We start from the raw sequence: 17,317 nt of genomic DNA on the forward strand, positions 1-17,317 counted from the left end.
CGTGTGGTAATTTTGAGACGCACATGATCCTTTTTTAATTCCGTCCTGTGAGGCGGGGAAAGGGGAGACGAGCGTTGACTTCTGTCACCAGCGCACCGGTTCCAGCCAGGGTTGTCCTCAGCCAGGCGGACATTGACCGGGCCCTCACTCGTATCGCCCATGAGATCCTCGAGGCCAACAAGGGCTCCCAGGACCTGGTCCTGCTCGGCATTCCACGCCGTGGTTACCCGCTGGCCGCCCGGCTCGCCCAAAAGATCGCCGCTGCGGATCCCTCCGTGGACGCCGCAGCTATCACCGGCCAGCTCGATGTCACCATGTTCCGTGACGACCTCTCGCACCAGGGCACCCGCCCGCCGTACCCCACCAAGCTGCCGCGCACGGGCATCGACAACAAAGTAGTAGTCCTCATTGACGACGTCCTGTACTCCGGCCGCACCATCCGTGCCGCCCTGGACGCCCTGGTGGACCTGGGCCGGCCCCGCATCGTGCGGCTCGCCGTGCTTATTGACCGCGGCCACCGCGAGCTCCCCATCCGGGCAGACCACGTAGGCAAAAACCTGCCCACCTCCTCCGCGGAGAAAGTCCGCGTCCGGCTCGAGGAAACGGACACGGCCCCCGGCGGCACCCCCGTCAATGAAGTAGTGATCGAGGGCCGCTCGTGAAGCATCTTCTCTCCACCGAAGACCTGAGCCTGGCCAACGCCATCCGCATCCTCGACACCGCCGAGGAAATGGCTGCCGTGGGCGACCGCGAAGTGAAGAAACTGCCTGCACTGCGCGGCCGCACCGTGGTGAACCTCTTCTTCGAGGACTCCACCCGCACGCGCATCTCCTTCGAAGCCGCCGCCAAGCGGCTCTCGGCGGACGTCATCAACTTCGCCGCGAAGGGCTCCTCAGTCTCCAAGGGGGAGTCCCTCAAGGACACAGCCCAGACGCTGTCCGCGATGGGCGCGGACGCCGTCGTCATCCGGCACTGGGCCTCCGGGGCGCCGCACCGGCTGGCCTCAACGGACTGGATCGATGCCGCCGTCATCAACGCCGGCGACGGCACCCACGAACACCCCACCCAGGCGCTGCTCGATGCGTTCACCATGCGCCGGCACTGGGCCCGCCTGGCCGGCACCGGCTCGGAAGGTGCAGACCTCAAGGGAATGCGCGTTGCGATCGCCGGCGACGTCCTGCACTCCCGCGTGGCCCGTTCCAACGTCTGGCTCCTGCGCACCCTCGGCGCCGAGGTCACCCTCGTGGCCCCGCCCACCCTGCTGCCTATCGGCGTCGAAAAATGGCCCTGCAGGGTCAGCTACAACATGGACGAAACCCTCGAGCAAGGCGTCGACGCCGTGATGATGCTCCGCGTGCAGGGCGAACGAATGAACGCCTCCTTCTTCCCCAGCACCCGGGAATACTCGCGCCGGTGGGGCTTCGACGACAACCGGCTTCACGCGCTGGACACCCTGGGCATGAAGGACACCATCATCATGCACCCAGGCCCCATGAACCGGGGCCTGGAAATATCCGCGGCCGCCGCCGATTCCCCCCGCTCCACCGTCCTGGCCCAGGTCCGCAACGGCGTGTCCGTGCGGATGGCCGCCCTGTACCTGCTGCTCTCCGGGGACACCCGCGAACCAGCGGCCCCCGCCCTGGCATATGCCGGCACCCATTCCACCAAGGAGAGCAACTGATGGCAGGCAATACCGGAACCTATCTGATCCGCGGCGCCTCGCTCCTGGGCGGCGAGCCGGCGGACGTCCTGATCCGCGACGGCGTCATCGCCGAAACGGGCACCGGCCTGTCTGCCGAAGGCAGGGACACAGGTGCCACCGTCATCGACGCCGCCGGCCTGGTGGCGCTGCCGGGCATGGTGGACGTGCACACCCACCTCCGCGAGCCCGGCCGCGAGGACGCCGAGACCGTTGAAACCGGAACCCGGGCCGCCGCGCTCGGCGGATACACCGCCGTCCATGCCATGGCCAACAGCACTCCGGTGGCGGATACCGCCGGAGTTGTGGAGCAGGTCTACAGCCTGGGACAGGCAGCCGGCTGGGTGGACGTCCGCCCGGTGGGCGCTGTAACGGTGGGCCTCGCCGGCGAGCAGCTCGCCGAACTGGGAGCTATGGCCGATTCCCGCGCCCGGGTCCGGATGTTCTCCGACGACGGCATCTGTGTCCACGATCCCGTGCTGATGCGCCGTGCGCTGGAGTACGTCAAGGCATTCGACGGCGTGGTGGCCCAGCACGCCCAGGAACCGCGCCTCACGGCCGGTGCCCAGATGAACGAAGGCGAAGTCTCCGCCGTCCTGGGACTCACCGGCTGGCCCGCAGTGGCCGAGGAAAGCATCATCGCCCGCGACGTGCTCCTGGCCCAGCACGTCGGCTCCCGGCTCCACGTCTGCCACGTCTCCACCGCGGGTTCAGTGGAAATCATCCGGTGGGCCAAGCAGCGCGGCATCAACGTCACGGCAGAGGTCACCCCGCACCACCTGCTGCTGACCGATGACCTGGTCCGCAGCTACGACCCCGTGTACAAGGTCAACCCGCCGCTGCGCACCGACGCCGACGTCCAGGCCCTGCGCGCCGGCCTCGCAGACGGAACCATCGACGTCGTCGGTACCGACCACGCACCCCACCCCAGCGAGCACAAGGAATGCGAGTGGGCCCAGGCCGCCATGGGCATGACCGGGCTGGAAACAGCGCTGTCCGTAGTGCAGCACACCATGATCGAAACGGGCCTGATGAGCTGGGCGGACTTCGCCCGGGTCACCTCTGCAGCTGCCGCGAAGATCGGCCGGCTCGAGGACCAGGGCAGGCCGCTGGAAGCGGGGGAGCCCGCCAACATCATCCTGGTGGATCCCGCCGCGCGCTGGACGGTGGAGCCCGCAAAGATGGCCACCATGGGGCGGAACTCCCCGTTCAAGGGCATGGAGCTGCCCGGCAAGGTGGTGGCCACCTTCTTCAAGGGCCACCCCACCGTGCTGGACGGCAAGCTCAACACCCCGTACCCGCACGCCGCGTCCGTGGGCGCCGCCTGATGGACACCCAGCTGCTTTCGCTGGTTATCACGCTGGCCCTCATCGCCGTCGCCTTCGTCCTCATCGGCCTGGGCTGGCGGAACCGCCTAAGGCGCCAGGCCGACGTCGAACAGTTGCCGTTGGTGCCCGAAGCGCCGGGGGAGCCGATCGTCAGTGCCGAGGGGCAGTACGTCGCATCCACCACCGGCGGTGACTGGCTGGACCGGATCGCCGTGCACGGGCTCGGCATCCGGACCAACGCCACGCTGGAGGTCTACCCGCACGGCGTCCTCTTTGACCGGGCAGGGGCGCCGGCGCTGTACATTCCCGCGGCAACCCTCACCGGGGTGCGGCTGGACAGCGGCATGGCCGGCAAGTTCGTGGAGAAGGACGGCCTCCTGGTCCTGGCGTGGAGGCACGGGAGCCACGAGCTGGACACCGGCTTCCGGACCCGCCGCGCAGAGGACAGGAACGTGCTTTTCGCAGCACTTCAGGAATTGATTTCTTCGGCCCCCGCGGCTGATGCCAATAGTGGAAAGTAAGCAAGTGACAACAAACACCGCAGTATCCGCCCCAGTTTCCGCTCCTGCTGCGCTCGTCCTCGAAGACGGCCGCATCTTCCGCGGAAGCAGCTACGGCGCCACCGGCACCGCCCTGGGCGAGGCAGTCTTCGCCACCGGCATGACCGGCTACCAGGAAACCATCACTGACCCCTCCTACGCCCGCCAGCTGGTAGTGCAGACCGCACCGCACATCGGCAACACCGGCGTGAACAATGACGACGCCGAGTCCCGCCGCATCTGGGTGGCCGGCTACATCGTCCGCGACGCCGCCCGCCGCCCGTCCAACTGGCGCTCCGAGCGCTCCCTGGACGAAGAACTCGTGGCCCAGGGCATCGTGGGCATCCAGGGCGTGGACACCCGCGCCATCACCCGCCATCTGCGCGAGCACAAGACCATGCGCGCCGGAATCTTCTCCGGCGAAGCCGCGCAGGCCACGGACAAGGAGCTGCTCGACGCCGTGCTGGCCAGCGCCCCGATGGAAGGCTCCCGCCTGGCCGAGGAAGTCAGCGTGGACGAGGCCTACGTCGTGGAACCGAAGGACCACGGCTGGGACAGCGAACCCCGGTTCAGCATCGCCGCCATCGACCTCGGCATCAAGGCCATGACCCCCGTACGGTTCGCAGAGCGCGGCGTCCGCGTCCATGTGCTCCCCGCCACCGCCACCCTCGAGGACGTCAAGGCCGTCAACCCGGACGGCTTCTTTATGTCCAACGGCCCCGGCGACCCCGCCACCGCCGACACCCAGGTCAAGCTCCTCCGCTCCGTCCTGGACGAAAAGCTGCCGTACTTCGGCATCTGCTTCGGCAACCAGATCCTGGGCCGCGCCCTGGGCTTTGGCACCTACAAGCTGCGCTACGGCCACCGCGGCATCAACCAGCCCGTCATGGACCGCCGCACCGGCAAGGTGGAGATCACCTCGCAGAACCACGGCTTCGCCGTGGACGCACCGCTCGACGGCGCCACCCAGGCTCCCGAGGCACGCTACGGGCGCGTCGAGGTCAGCCACGTCAGCCTGAACGACGACGTCGTGGAAGGCCTGGCCTGCCTGGACATCCCCGCCTTCTCGGTGCAGTACCACCCGGAGGCCGCGGCCGGACCGCACGACGCCGCCTACCTGTTCGACCGCTTCATCGACCTGATGGAGGGCACCCGGGACGGTAAAACCGCCAACCTGTCCAAGGACCCGGTGGACTCCGCACATTCAGCCGGCGCTGAACACAAAAACGACAACAAGACTGAGGACAAGAAGTAATGCCGAAACGTACAGATCTCAAGAGCGTCCTCGTCATTGGTTCCGGCCCGATCGTCATCGGCCAGGCCGCCGAATTCGACTACTCCGGCACGCAGGCGCTGCGCGTCCTCAAGGAGGAAGGCCTGCGGGTCATCCTGGTCAACTCCAACCCGGCCACCATCATGACCGACCCTGAGTTCGCCGACGCCACCTACGTTGAGCCCATCACCCCCGAGGTCGTGGAGAAGATCATCGCCAAGGAGCGCCCGGACGCCGTGCTGCCCACCCTGGGCGGCCAGACGGCCCTGAACACCGCCATCGCGCTGGACAAGAACGGTGTGCTCGAGAAGTACAACGTGGAGCTCATCGGCGCCAACATCGCCGCCATTGAACTCGGTGAGGACCGCGAAAAGTTCAAGGGCGTGGTGGAACGCTGCGGTGCCGAATCCGCCCGCAGCCACATCATCCACAGCATGGACGAGGCCCTCAAGGCCGCCGACGACCTCGGCTACCCCATGGTGGTCCGCCCGTCCTTCACCATGGGCGGCCTCGGCTCAGGCCTTGCCTACAACGAGGACGACCTCCGCCGCATCGTGGGCCAGGGCCTGCAGTACAGCCCCACGTCCGAGGTGCTGCTCGAAGAGAGCATCCTGGGCTGGAAAGAGTACGAGCTCGAGATGATGCGCGACAAGAACGACAACGTCGTGGTGGTCTGCTCCATCGAGAACTTCGATCCCGTTGGCGTCCACACCGGCGACTCCATCACCGTGGCACCCGCCCTCACCCTGACCGACCGCGAATACCAGCGGCTGCGCGACATCTCCATCGCCGTGATCCGGGAAGTGGGCGTGGACACCGGCGGCTGCAACATCCAGTTCGCCATCGACCCCGCCACCGGCCGGGTGGTGGTCATCGAGATGAACCCCCGGGTGTCCCGTTCCTCGGCGTTGGCGTCCAAGGCCACCGGTTTCGCCATCGCCAAGATCGCCACCAAGCTCTCCTTGGGCTACACGCTGGACGAGATCCCCAACGACATCACGCAGAAGACCCCCGCGTCCTTCGAACCCACCCTCGACTACGTGGTGGTGAAGGTTCCCCGCTTCGCGTTCGAGAAGTTCCCGGCAGCGGACAACACCCTCACCACCACCATGAAGTCCGTGGGCGAAGCCATGGCCATGGGCCGCAACTTCACCGAAGCCCTGCAGAAGGCCCTGCGCTCCCTGGAGCAGAAGGGCTCGCAGCTGGACTTCAGCAGCGTTCCCGAGTGGGAAGTCGCCGAGCTGATCGAAAAGGCCAAGCGTCCCACCACCGAGCGCCTGCACCAGGTCCAGCGCGCGCTCCTCGGCGGTGCCTCGGTGGAGGAACTCTTCGAGGCCACCAAGATTGACCCGTGGTTCCTGGACCAGCTCCAGCTCCTCAACGAGATCTCCCGCGAAATCCGCCAGGCCGGCGCGCTCACGGCTGAGATGCTCAAGCGCGCCAAGCGGCACGGCTTCTCGGACGAGCAGATCGGTGCGCTCACGCACAACTCCGAGGCCGTGGTCCGCGGCGTCCGCCAGGCACTGGGCATCCGCCCCGTCTACAAGACCGTGGACACCTGCGCCGCGGAATTCGCCGCGTACACCCCGTACCACTACTCGGCTTATGACGAGGAGGACGAGGTAGCGCTGCACGCCAAGCCCTCGATCCTGATCCTCGGCTCCGGCCCCAACCGCATCGGCCAGGGCATCGAGTTCGACTACTCCTGCGTCCACGCCTCCATGGCACTGCGCAAGGCCGGCTACGAGACGGTCATGGTCAACTGCAACCCCGAGACCGTGTCCACTGACTACGACGTCTCCACCCGCCTGTACTTCGAGCCGCTGACGCTCGAGGACGTGCTGGAGGTCATCGCGGCCGAAGAGCGCACCGGCGGCGTGATGGGCGTTTTCGTCCAGCTCGGCGGCCAGACACCGCTCAAGCTCGCCCAGCAGCTCGCCGACGCCGGTGTGCCCATCCTGGGAACGTCCCCGGAAGCCATCGATCTCGCCGAGCACCGCGGCATGTTCTCCCGGGTCCTGGACAAGGCAGGGCTGGTCTCGCCGAAGAACGGCACGGCCGTCTCCTTCGAGGATGCCAAGAAGATCGCGGACGAGATCGGCTACCCGGTCCTGGTCCGCCCCTCCTACGTTCTGGGCGGACGCGGCATGGAGATTGTCTACGACGAGCCCAACCTGTCCCGCTACATCGCCAACGCCACGGAAATCACCCCGGACCACCCGGTGCTGATCGACCGCTTCCTGGAGGACGCCGTCGAAATCGACGTCGACGCCCTCTTCGACGGCACCGACATGTACCTTGGCGGCATCATGGAGCACATCGAGGAAGCCGGCATCCACTCCGGCGACTCCGCCTGCGTCCTGCCGCCCATCACCCTGGGCGCCAACGTCCTGGAGCGGGTACGCACTGCAACCCGGGCCATCGCCGAAGGCGTGGGCGTCCGCGGCCTCATCAACATCCAGTTCGCCCTGGCCTCGGACGTGCTCTACGTCCTCGAAGCCAACCCGCGCGCATCCCGGACCGTGCCGTTCGTCTCCAAGGCCACCGGCGTGCAGATGGCCAAGGCCGCGGCCCTGATCGGCACCGGCGTGACCATCAACCAGCTCCGCAGCGCCTACAAGATGCTGCCGGAGGTGGGCGACGGCTCCACCCTGCCCCTGGACGCTCCGGTGTCCGTCAAGGAGGCAGTCCTGCCGTTCAGCCGCTTCCGCACCCTCGAAGGCAAGGTGGTGGACTCCCTGCTTGGCCCCGAGATGCGCTCCACCGGCGAGGTCATGGGCATCGACAAGCACTTCGACACCGCGTTTGCCAAGAGCCAGGCCGCGGCCAACAACGCGCTGCCCACCGAAGGCAAGATCTTCGTCTCCGTGGCCAACCGCGACAAGCGCTCAGTGATCATGGGCGTCAAGCGGCTCTCGGACCTCGGCTTCGAGATCGTCTCCACCGGCGGCACGGCGGACGTCCTGCGCCGCAACGGCATCCAGGCCACCCCGGTCCGCAAGGTCGCTGAAGGCAGCAGCGCCGAAGGCGAAGGCACCATCGCGGACCTCGTCATCGCCGGCGAGATCGACATGGTCTTCAACACCCCTTCCGGCGGCGAAGCCCGCAGCGACGGCTACGAACTTCGCGCCGCCGCCACCTCCATCGGCATCCCCTGCATCACCACGGTGGCCGAATTCAACGCCGCCGTCCAGGCGATCGAGGCCATGCGTACCTACGAGTGGTCCGTCACCAGCCTGCAGGAGCACGCGGCAGCCCTCGCCGAGTCCCAGAAGGCGGCCCTGCAGCATGCCTGAGCAGGCAGCAGGCAACAGCCCGGTATCCGCCGCCGGCCGGGAGTCCTTCGGCTCCCGGCTCGGCGCCGCCATGGCCGCCCGCGGCCCGCTGTGCGTTGGAATTGATCCGCACCCGTCCCTGCTGTCCGCCTGGGGGCTGAAGGACGACGTCGACGGCCTCCGTGCGTTTTCCCTGACGGTCCTGGAAGCGGTGGCTTCCCTCGCTGCCGCGGTCAAGCCGCAGGTGGCGCTCTACGAGCGCCATGGATCCGCCGGGATTGCCGTCCTGGAGGAAGTCCTTGCCGTTGCCCGGGATGAGTCCGTGCTGACCATCGCCGACGCCAAGCGGGGCGACATCGGATCCACCATGGCTGCCTACGCCGACGCCTGGCTCCGGGATGGTTCCCCGCTGGCCGCCGACTCGGTAACCCTGAGCCCCTATTTGGGCTTCGAATCATTGCGTCCGGCCCTGGACCTCGCGGCCGAAACCGGCCGCGGCGTGTTTGTCCTGGCTCTGACCTCCAACCCCGAAGGGCCGTCGGTCCAGCACGTCGGGGGAGCGGATTCGGTGGCCCGCCGCATTGCCCAGGCAGCCGGCGGGGAAAACCGCCGTTACCCCGGCGATCTGGGTTCTGTGGGACTGGTTGTCGGCGCGACGGTAGGCTCCGCCCTGGCGGACCTTGACGTGGACCTCGCGGCCATGCGTGGACCCATCCTGGCGCCGGGCCTCGGCGCACAGGGCGCCACGCCGGCCCATCTGCGCGCCACCTTCGGCAACGCCTATGGCCAGGTATTGGGAACGTCCAGCCGGGAGATCCTCTCGGCCGGCCCCAAACGGCAGGAACTGCGGGACGCCGCCCAGCGGACCCTCGACGGATTGCGCGGCGAATAGGGGAGCCGTTTCCCCTGATCCATTGATTCGAGCAGCACCAAAGGGTAGTTTCAGGACAAGTCCAAGGGCGGCCGCCCCTGGACGTAACCGCCGAGATCCGGGGGTGCCACCCATGGTGCTTCGACCCTTATCCGCGTCCGAGCGTACAGACGCCCTGAACAAAGCGGCGGCAGCCAGGGCCACCCGCGCGGCGGCCAAGGAAAGCCTGAAGAACCGCGAGCGGTCCGCGGCCGAGATCATCAACTCGGCCATGGAAGACGAAGCCATGGCGCGGATGAAGGTCTCGGAGTTGCTGGAGGCTTTGCCCGGCATCGGCAAAGTCCGGGCCGCCGCCATCATGAAGCAACTGGGCATTGCGGCTTCCCGCAGGCTCCGCGGCCTCGGCATCCACCAGCGCCGGGCGCTGGTAGATTTTATAGACGAGAACTAGGGCTGGCTCCGGCCGCCTTCCCTGAAATCCGGCATAAAGGAATACGTGAGCAAAAAACCTGGACTGACAGTCCTCGCAGGTCCGACGGCTGTTGGCAAAGGCACCGTGTCCACCTTCATCCGGGACAACTACCCGGAGGTTTGGTTGTCCGTATCAGCCACCACCCGGGCCCCCCGGCCGGGCGAAATCGACGGTGTCCACTACTTCTTCAAATCCAAAGAGGAGTTCGAGCGGCTCGTGGCGGACGGCGAGCTCCTGGAGTGGGCAGTGGTCCATGGCCAGAACACATACGGCACCCTGAAAAGCACCGTGAACCAGGCCATCGCCGAGGGACGCTCCGTGCTGCTGGAGATCGACCTGCAGGGTGCGCGCCAGGTCAAGGCCGCCGTTCCGGACGCCCAGTTCGTTTTCCTCGCGCCCCCCACATGGGACGAAATGGTCCGCCGGCTGGTGGGCCGCGGCACCGAAACCCCCGAGGAACAGCAGCGCCGGCTGGAAACCGCTAAACTGGAGCTTGCTGCTGAACCGGAGTTCGACCATACCGTCATCAATGACGACGTTCGCCGGGCGGCGGACGAGCTTGTTTCACTCATGGGGCTGACCCCGCATCCGCATGGAGCGCGGGAAGCGTCAGCCCGCTAGGAATTTGGAGAATTCGTGTCCACGAACCTTGAAGGCATCATCAACCCGCCGATCGACTCGCTGCTCGAGGCAGCCGATTCCAAGTACGGCCTGGTGATCTTCGGTGCCAAGCGTGCTCGTCAGATCAACGCCTACTACGCCCAGCTGCACGAGGGCCTCTTCGAGTACGTCGGCCCGCTGGTTGACACCAAGCTGAACGAAAAGTCGCTGTCGATCGCCCTGCGCGAGATCAACGAAGGCAAGCTGGTTTCCACGCCGATCGAAGCCGCGGAGTAATTCTGCCGCCTGAGGTGCTGTTGACGGAGGTCACGTGCGCATAGTCCTCGGAGTCGGGGGAGGGATTGCCGCCTACAAGGTGGCATCACTCCTCCGGCTTTTTACTGAAGCCGGCCATCACGTCACGGTGATTCCCACGGAGGCTGCCACCCGCTTTGTGGGCACCGCCACCTGGGAGGCGTTGTCCGGGAACCCTGTGAGCAACAGTGTTTTCGACGACGTCCACCAGGTCAACCATGTCCGTCTGGGCCATGAAGCCGATCTGGTGGTCATCGCCCCGGCAACTGCCGACCTCCTGGCCAAAGCGGCGACCGGCCAGGCCGGCGACCTCCTGACCAACACCCTGCTGATGGCCCACGGGCCAGTGCTGTTCGCTCCTGCCATGCACACCGAGATGTGGCAGCACGCGGCCACCCGCGCCAATGTGGAAACACTGCGCAGCCGCGGCGTTGCGGTCCTCGAACCGGCTACCGGCCGGCTGACAGGATCCGACTCCGGACCGGGCAGGCTGCCCGAACCCGAAGTGATATTCGACGCCGCCATGGCCCTGGTCGAGGGGCAGTCGGACTACCAGTTGCCGCTGGCAGGCAAGACCGTGACCATCAGTGCCGGGGGAACCCGCGAACCCCTGGATCCTGTCCGGTTCCTCGGCAACCGTTCTTCCGGCAAGCAGGGTGTCGCGCTGGCCGTCGCCGCCCGGAACGCCGGGGCAACGGTCCGGCTGCTCGCGGCCCACATGGAAGTCCCGCCCCCGGCCGGGGTGGAAGTGGTCCAGGTGGAGACTGCCCTGCAATTGCGGGAGGCCGCGCTGGCAGCCGCTGCCGATTCCGACGTCGTGATTATGTCCGCCGCGGTGGCCGACTTCCGTCCGGCAGAGGTCTCCAGCACCAAAATCAAAAAACGCGACGACACCGCCGATCCCGTGATCACGCTGGTCCGCAATCCTGACATCCTGCACGAACTCGTGGAGCGCCGGAACAGCTCCGGATCCGCGGAAGGCGAGCAACTGATCGTAGGATTTGCCGCGGAAACCGGGGACAGCCACGGCGATGTGCTGGCCTACGCGGAAGCCAAGCTGCAGCGCAAGGGCTGCGACCTGTTGGTGGTCAACCACGTCGGCGCGGACAAAGTCTTCGGCCAGGACACCAACTCCGTGGTCATCCTGGCCCGCTCCGGCTCCGAACCACAGGAGGCGTCCGGAACCAAGACCCAGGTTTCGGCCGCCATCATCAGCCGGATCGGCTTCGAACTGAACCACGTATCGCCCCGCACCTGACCGTTCCGCGGGCAGGCCCGCTGAACAGAGTGACATCGCATGACGTCCCGTCGGGGCAGTCCGGATTCCAACAAGTAAGGTAATTGAGTGACTTTACCGCTGCACCTTCCCCAGTCCCATGGGGCCACGCCCTCCGCCCTCCGGCTCTTCACCTCCGAGTCCGTCACCGAGGGCCATCCGGACAAGATCTGCGACCAGATCAGCGACGCCATCCTGGACGCACTGCTCGCAGCCGACCCCGAATCGCGGGTAGCCGTGGAGACCATGGCCACCACCGGCCTGGTCCACGTGGCCGGCGAAGTCACCACCGACGCCTACGTCGAAATCCCGCAGATTGTCCGCGAAACCATTCTGGGCATCGGCTACGACTCCTCAGCCAACGGGTTCGACGGCGCCCGCTGCGGGGTCTCCGTATCCATCGGTCAGCAGTCAAACGACATCGCCGGGGGAGTCTTCAACTCCCTCGAAGCCCGCGAAGGACGCCAGGAAGACGACTACGACCTCCAGGGCGCCGGCGACCAAGGCCTGATGTTCGGCTACGCCAGCGACGAGACCCCGTCCTACATGCCCACACCCATCTGGCTGGCGCACCGGCTGTCCGAGCGGCTCACCGAAGTCCGCAAGTCAGGCCAGCTGCCCTACCTCCGCCCGGACGGCAAGACGCAGGTGACCGTAGGCTACGACAAGGACCTGCCCGTCTCCGTCGAAACCGTTGTGATCTCCAGCCAGCACGCCGAAGGCGCCAGCCTGGCGCAGCTCCGCGCGGACCTCGCCTCCATCGTCATCGAGCCCGTCCTCGCCGGCGCCAACCTGGACATCTCCCGTGCTGCCAACATCCTGAATCCGGCCGGCGAATTCGTCATCGGCGGACCTGTCGGCGACGCCGGCCTCACCGGCCGGAAAATCATCGTCGACACCTACGGCGGCATGGCCCGCCACGGCGGCGGCGCCTTCTCCGGCAAGGACCCCTCCAAGGTTGACCGCTCGGCCGCCTACGCCATGCGCTGGGTCGCGAAGAACGTGGTGGCAGCAGGACTGGCCAAACGTGCCGAGATCCAGATTGCCTACGCCATCGGCCAGGCCCGCCCCGTGGGAACCTACGTTGAAACCTTCGGCACCGAAACGGTTGATCCCGCCCGTATCAGTGCCGCCATCGCGGAGATCTTCGACCTTCGTCCCCGCGCCATCATCGACGCCCTGGACCTTAAGCGGCCCATCTACGCCAAGACCGCAGCGCACGGCCACTTCGGTCGCGACGATCCGGACTTCACCTGGGAGCGCCTGGACCGCGTGGATGACCTGAAGGCGTTCTTCAACGCCTAGCAGAACCGGTGTGCCCTGCCGGCGGCGATGCCGATGCGCCGGAATGTCTGTGCCTGGTGGTTTGCTGGCTCTGTCCACATAGGTGATGCTGAACGGAGGTGGCCGCAGTGGTTGCTGATGATGCGGCGCAACCGTTGCTGGACCTGCCGGCAGCCGTGCAGCCGTCCCTGCTGCAGGGGTTCCCGGACCGGAAACAGCAGTCCGGGCCGAAGTTCGCAGGCTACCTGCCCGTGGCCCGCGTCCTGGTGGAGTCGTCCCTGCCCCATCTGGACAGGCCGTTTGATTACGGGGTCCCGGCAAGCCTCGACAATGAGGCGCAGCCCGGGGTCCGGGTCAAGGTCAAGTTCAACGGCCAGGACCTCAGCGGCTTCATCATCGAGCGGGTGGCGGAATCCGACGCCGGCCACAGCCTCCTGCCGCTGGCCAAGGTGGTTTCCCCGGTTCCCGTCCTCACGCCGGAAATACGGGACCTCGCCACCGCTGTTGCTGCGCGTTATGCCGGAACGGTATCTGATGTCCTGCGTGTCGCAGTCCCGCCCCGGGTCGCCCGGCTGGAGAAGACCTTTCCTGCCGCTGGGGAATCCGGAGGCGCCCAGGAACCAGCGGCTGAGGCGGCCGTGCGCCAGCCAGGTAACACCCGTGCAGACGTTACCGGCCACTCCGCCTGGGCTGACTACCGCAACGGCCCGGCATTCCTGCGCCACCTGAGTGAAGGTGGTGCGCCCCGGGCTGTATTGAATCCGCTCCGGGGCTTCGGCACCTCCGGCTGGCCCCACTTGCTGGCCCAGGCCGTAGCCGCAGCCTTTGAATCCGGCCGGGGCGCCCTGGTAGTGGTGCCGGACAACCGCGACCTTGACCTGCTGGAGGACGCGGTGAAGGGCCTGCTGCCCGAAGATGCCGTAGCCCGCCTGACGGCAGAGGACGGACCCACGCCCCGCTACCAGAATTTCCTTCACCTCCTTGCCGGTACGGCCCGCGTGGCCATCGGCACCAGGTCGGCTGCCTATGCGCCGGTAAAGGACCTGGGGCTCGTTGTCTGCTGGGACGACGGCGACGACCTCCATATCGAGCAACGCGCACCCTATGCCCATGCCCGTGAAGTCCTGCTCCTGCGCGCCGAGCAGGCAGGTGCGGCGTGCCTCCTGGCCGGCCATACCCGGAGCACTGAAGTCCAGCGGCTGGTGGAAACGGGCTGGGTGCTTCCTGTCGAGGCTGACCGGAACGTTGTCCGCCGGACGGTCCCAAGGGTTGTGAACACCGCGGACAGCTTCGAACAGGAACGGGACCCGCTGGCAAGGATTGCCCGGCTGCCGGGCGCTGCCTGGCGCGCGGCCAAGGAAGGACTCGAACGCGGGCCTGTCCTGGTCCAGGTGGCCCGTGCAGGCTACGTGCCCTCGCTCGTGTGCGAAACCTGCCGGGAGCCCGCCCGTTGCGGAACCTGCCAAGGGCCGCTGGCCCTTGCCGCCGGCAGTTCAGCGGTGCCGCAGTGCCGCTGGTGCTCCACCCCGGCACTGGAGTGGGGCTGCTCCCATTGCGGTGGGCGGAGGCTGCGCAAGGGTGCTACCGGTGTGATGCGGACGGCCGAGGAACTGGGCCGCGGTTTCCCTGGTAAAACGGTGATCACGTCCTCCGGGGACCACGTCAAGGCAAGCGTAGGCCCGGGTAAGTCCCTGGTAGTGGCTACCGTGGGCGCCGAGCCGGTAGCCGAGGGAGGGTACGCGGCCGCTCTGCTTTTGGACGGCGACTCGCTGCTGCGGCGGGAAAACCTGCGCGCCGGTGAGGACACGGTGCGCCGCTGGTTCAACGCCGCAGCCCTGGTACGGCCTGCGTCCGATCACGGCCTCGTGGTCATCACGGCCACGGAGACCTCCGCGGTGGGTGCCCTGCTCCGGTGGGATCCTCCTGGTTACGCCGGGCGGGAGCTGTCCCTTCGCACGGAACTCCAACTGCCGCCCGCGGTGCGGATCGCCTCGGTCACCGGCCCCCGGGCCGCCGTCGAACACTTCACCGCTGCGGCGTCGGCGCACCTGCAACCTGCGGGAATCAGCCTGCGCACCGCCGGACCTGCCCCTGTGCTCCTTAGCGGTCCCCCCTCGTCACGCCGGGTGGGGGAGGACGTGCGCACCCTGCTGTTTTTCCCGTACGCCCAGGCAGCAGCCGTAACGCGCGTCCTGCGTGCAACCAGGGCAGCGACGGCCGCAAAGCGGAGCGCGGAACCTGTCCAGCTTCGACTCGACGGCGTGGACGTGCTGTAGCAGCGGCGCTGCTACTTCCCGCGGTGGCGTCGTTACTTTCCGCCGCGGCGCTGTTAGTTCTTGCCGCGGCGCAGTTACATTTTGCCGCGGCGCAATTACATCTTGCCGCGGCGCTGGGCGACGATGTCGTGGGCCACGTCCACCAGCTGGCGGGCAGAGGCGTCCCACGTGAACTCTGCCGCACGGGCCAGGGAGCGCCGCGAGGCTTCCTCCCACCGTTCCCGGTCCCGCAGTCCCATGACCGCCGCCGCGAACTGCTCCGGCGAGGCCGGATCAACATAGCTGGCGGCGTCACCGCCAACTTCCCGGAAAATGGGGATGTCACTGGCGATGACGGGTGTGCCCAGGGCCATGGCTTCTACCAGCGGCAGGCCGTACCCCTCAGCCCGGGAGAGGCTCACCAGCGCAGTGGCAGTGGACAGGAACTTCGCGTATTCCTCGTCCGTCACACCGTTGTGGAACACCACGTCTGCCCCGGCCGGAACGAGCTTTTCCAACTCACCGCGGCGTTGCGGGGTGATCCGGCTGAGCAGGTGAAGAGTGTAGCCGGGAAGGGCAGCCATCCCGGCCACCATGGTCTCCACATTTTTGTAGGGCATAAACGACCCCATGTAGACAATTGACGGTTCGGCGCCCGCTTCCGGTGCGCGTGGTTCCGCGGCCGGCTGCGGTGCGTTGCCGATGATCCTGACCGGACGCCGCGTCAGCCGGTATTTGGCCATCAGGGCTTCGGTGGTCCGGCTGACGGTGGCCACTGCATCGGCCCGGTTGAGGAGGAGCCGCTGCGGCCAGAAGGCCTTGTGGTAGAGCCGCCACAGCACCCGGACCGGGGCGGGCAGGAAACCCGGCGGTGCAGGGTGCTCATAGTAGATGAGGTCATGCAGCGTCAGGACCAGCCCATATTTCCGGCCCCACGTGCCCATTGTCTGCATCGGGCAGACCACAACGTCCGCGCCCAGCGGGTTCACCTTGCGGGCCACAAACAGTTCGGCGGGGGAGAGCGGACTGTTGATCAGCGTGTAGGGAACATCCGGCAGGAGGGCGAGCTGCCGGAGGTCAGAGACCAGCATGGAAACGTCCGCGATTTTGGCCGTCGCCTCAATCAGGCTGGCGCCGTAGCGGCTGATGCCGTCGTGGTGGTCGGTCCTGGTGAAACGAGCATCAATGAGTATCTTCACGCGGGATGGTCCTTCAGGAAGCTGCGGATGTACCGGGCGGCGGGCTCCGGCGTTTCGTAGTGGATCAGATGGCCGACCCCCGCGATGACCTCAAGTTTGCCGCTGGGCAGCAGCTCAAGAAGCCGGTGCTGGTCAGGAAGTGTTGCAATTTCATCTTTTTCACCGGCGATGAGAAGCACGGGAAGCTGCAGGCGGGAGGCTACCTCCGCCACATGGCTGCTGACCGATGCCGTGAAAGACTCCAGGAGGCTGTCCCGGCTGGCGAACGCGCTGAAGTACGCGTGGTGCTGGCCGTGGATAAACCGCCGCAGTTCCCGGTCCCTCGTCTTGGCCATGGCCTCACTCATCACCCGGACAATCACCGGACTGCGCAGCAGGGCCTGCCCCAACGGGCGGGGAAGCCGGGCGGCGAGCTTGTAGTACAGCACGGCCAGCCTGGTCATGATGCCTTTTGGACCCTCAAGGGCCGGGGCGGCAATCGGATTGATGAGGATCAGGGGATGGACTGCGTTGGGATGGGCTGCGACGAAGTGCGCTGTGATGATGGATCCGAAAGAGTGGCCCAGGAGCACGGTGTCCGGTCCCAGGCCCAGGGCGGCCATAAACTCCTTGATGAACGCCCCATAGCCGGCTACGGTGTGGCCGCCCGGCCCAAAGGCCTCTGAGCTGCCGAAACCGGGCAGGTCCGGCATGATGATGCGCATATCGGGCAGCAGGTCGGCCACTCGCAGGAGTCCGTGGTGGTCACCGCGGAACCCGTGGATCACCAGGATGGTCCGGGTGTCCGGCAGCTCCTGTACGGGTTCATACGTCCAGAAAGCCACTTTCCCGCCGGCCAGCTGCACGGACGAGGCGCGGGTGCGTCCGGCCAGATGCGGGCTGAAGTAGGCGGGCGCGGCGGACTGCCCTGAGTGTGTTGTTTTCATGCAGG

Annotated in this window: 15 protein-coding genes; 13 read left to right on the forward strand and 2 right to left on the reverse strand. The window is 67.0% G+C overall.

The features are described 5' to 3' along the window. The first annotated feature begins 74 nt into the window (after positions 1 to 74). From pyrR to QRN11_RS05710, 13 genes are all read left to right on the forward strand, one after another. Positions 75 to 662, forward strand: coding sequence for a bifunctional pyr operon transcriptional regulator/uracil phosphoribosyltransferase PyrR (pyrR, locus tag QRN11_RS05650; protein ID WP_091419886.1), 588 nt, complete (start codon positions 75 to 77; stop codon positions 660 to 662). Beyond that, positions 659 to 1,681: an aspartate carbamoyltransferase catalytic subunit gene (locus QRN11_RS05655; protein ID WP_091419888.1), complete on the forward strand. Its 1,023-nt coding sequence runs from the start codon at positions 659 to 661 to the stop codon at positions 1,679 to 1,681. The genes pyrR and QRN11_RS05655 overlap by 4 nt, the downstream gene beginning before the upstream one ends. Then, entirely contained in the window at positions 1,681 to 3,027 is a 1,347-nt protein-coding gene (locus QRN11_RS05660) for a dihydroorotase (protein WP_285250196.1), read from the forward strand. The genes QRN11_RS05655 and QRN11_RS05660 overlap by 1 nt, the downstream gene beginning before the upstream one ends. After that, the gene (locus tag QRN11_RS05665; RefSeq protein WP_285250197.1) at positions 3,027 to 3,548 is read left to right on the forward strand and encodes a PH-like domain-containing protein; all 522 of its coding nucleotides are present in this window, start codon (positions 3,027 to 3,029) and stop codon (positions 3,546 to 3,548) included. Before QRN11_RS05660 ends, QRN11_RS05665 begins: the two co-directional genes overlap by 1 nt. After that, a complete protein-coding gene (carA, locus tag QRN11_RS05670) occupies positions 3,529 to 4,821 on the forward strand; it encodes a glutamine-hydrolyzing carbamoyl-phosphate synthase small subunit (RefSeq protein ID WP_285250198.1) in 1,293 nt (430 codons plus the stop codon). The genes QRN11_RS05665 and carA overlap by 20 nt, the downstream gene beginning before the upstream one ends. Next, entirely contained in the window at positions 4,821 to 8,135 is a 3,315-nt protein-coding gene (gene carB / locus QRN11_RS05675) for a carbamoyl-phosphate synthase large subunit (RefSeq protein ID WP_285250199.1), read from the forward strand. Before carA ends, carB begins: the two co-directional genes overlap by 1 nt. Next, complete coding sequence (gene pyrF, locus QRN11_RS05680; RefSeq protein ID WP_142059294.1) at positions 8,128 to 9,006, forward strand: orotidine-5'-phosphate decarboxylase; 879 nt, start codon at positions 8,128 to 8,130, stop codon at positions 9,004 to 9,006. The genes carB and pyrF overlap by 8 nt, the downstream gene beginning before the upstream one ends. 112 nt (positions 9,007 to 9,118) lie before the next feature. Next, positions 9,119 to 9,436, forward strand: a complete 318-nt coding sequence (gene mihF, locus QRN11_RS05685; RefSeq protein WP_170850801.1) for an integration host factor, actinobacterial type — start codon at positions 9,119 to 9,121, stop codon at positions 9,434 to 9,436. A 45-nt stretch (positions 9,437 to 9,481) separates the two neighbouring features. Beyond that, complete coding sequence (gene gmk, locus QRN11_RS05690) at positions 9,482 to 10,078, forward strand: guanylate kinase (RefSeq protein ID WP_142059293.1); 597 nt, start codon at positions 9,482 to 9,484, stop codon at positions 10,076 to 10,078. Between the two features lie 15 nt (positions 10,079 to 10,093). Then, on the forward strand, positions 10,094 to 10,354 hold the full coding sequence (gene rpoZ / locus QRN11_RS05695) for a DNA-directed RNA polymerase subunit omega (RefSeq protein WP_003800778.1): 261 nt from the start codon (positions 10,094 to 10,096) through the stop codon (positions 10,352 to 10,354). 34 nt (positions 10,355 to 10,388) lie between these two features. Next, positions 10,389 to 11,630: a bifunctional phosphopantothenoylcysteine decarboxylase/phosphopantothenate--cysteine ligase CoaBC gene (coaBC, locus tag QRN11_RS05700; protein ID WP_142059291.1), complete on the forward strand. Its 1,242-nt coding sequence runs from the start codon at positions 10,389 to 10,391 to the stop codon at positions 11,628 to 11,630. Between the two features lie 87 nt (positions 11,631 to 11,717). Next, a complete protein-coding gene (metK, locus tag QRN11_RS05705) occupies positions 11,718 to 12,953 on the forward strand; it encodes a methionine adenosyltransferase (protein WP_050054961.1) in 1,236 nt (411 codons plus the stop codon). A gap of 107 nt (positions 12,954 to 13,060) precedes the next feature. Then, positions 13,061 to 15,208 carry a primosomal protein N' gene (locus QRN11_RS05710; protein WP_285250200.1) on the forward strand — a complete coding sequence of 716 codons (2,148 nt, stop codon included), beginning with the start codon at positions 13,061 to 13,063 and terminating at the stop codon, positions 15,206 to 15,208. Positions 15,209 to 15,303: 95 nt separating this feature from the next. Here the strand turns inward: QRN11_RS05710 and QRN11_RS05715 are convergent, their stop codons facing one another. Both QRN11_RS05715 and QRN11_RS05720 read right to left on the reverse strand, forming a co-directional pair. Then, positions 15,304 to 16,386, reverse strand: a complete 1,083-nt coding sequence (locus QRN11_RS05715; protein ID WP_285250201.1) for a glycosyltransferase family 4 protein — start codon at positions 16,384 to 16,386, stop codon at positions 15,304 to 15,306. Further along, the gene (locus QRN11_RS05720; protein ID WP_285250202.1) at positions 16,383 to 17,312 is read right to left on the reverse strand and encodes an alpha/beta fold hydrolase; all 930 of its coding nucleotides are present in this window, start codon (positions 17,310 to 17,312) and stop codon (positions 16,383 to 16,385) included. The genes QRN11_RS05715 and QRN11_RS05720 overlap by 4 nt, the downstream gene beginning before the upstream one ends. Between the last annotated feature and the right edge of the window lie 5 nt (positions 17,313 to 17,317).

It is taken from the genome of Pseudarthrobacter sp. fls2-241-R2A-168 (genome assembly GCF_030209335.1).
Classification (GTDB): domain Bacteria; phylum Actinomycetota; class Actinomycetes; order Actinomycetales; family Micrococcaceae; genus Arthrobacter.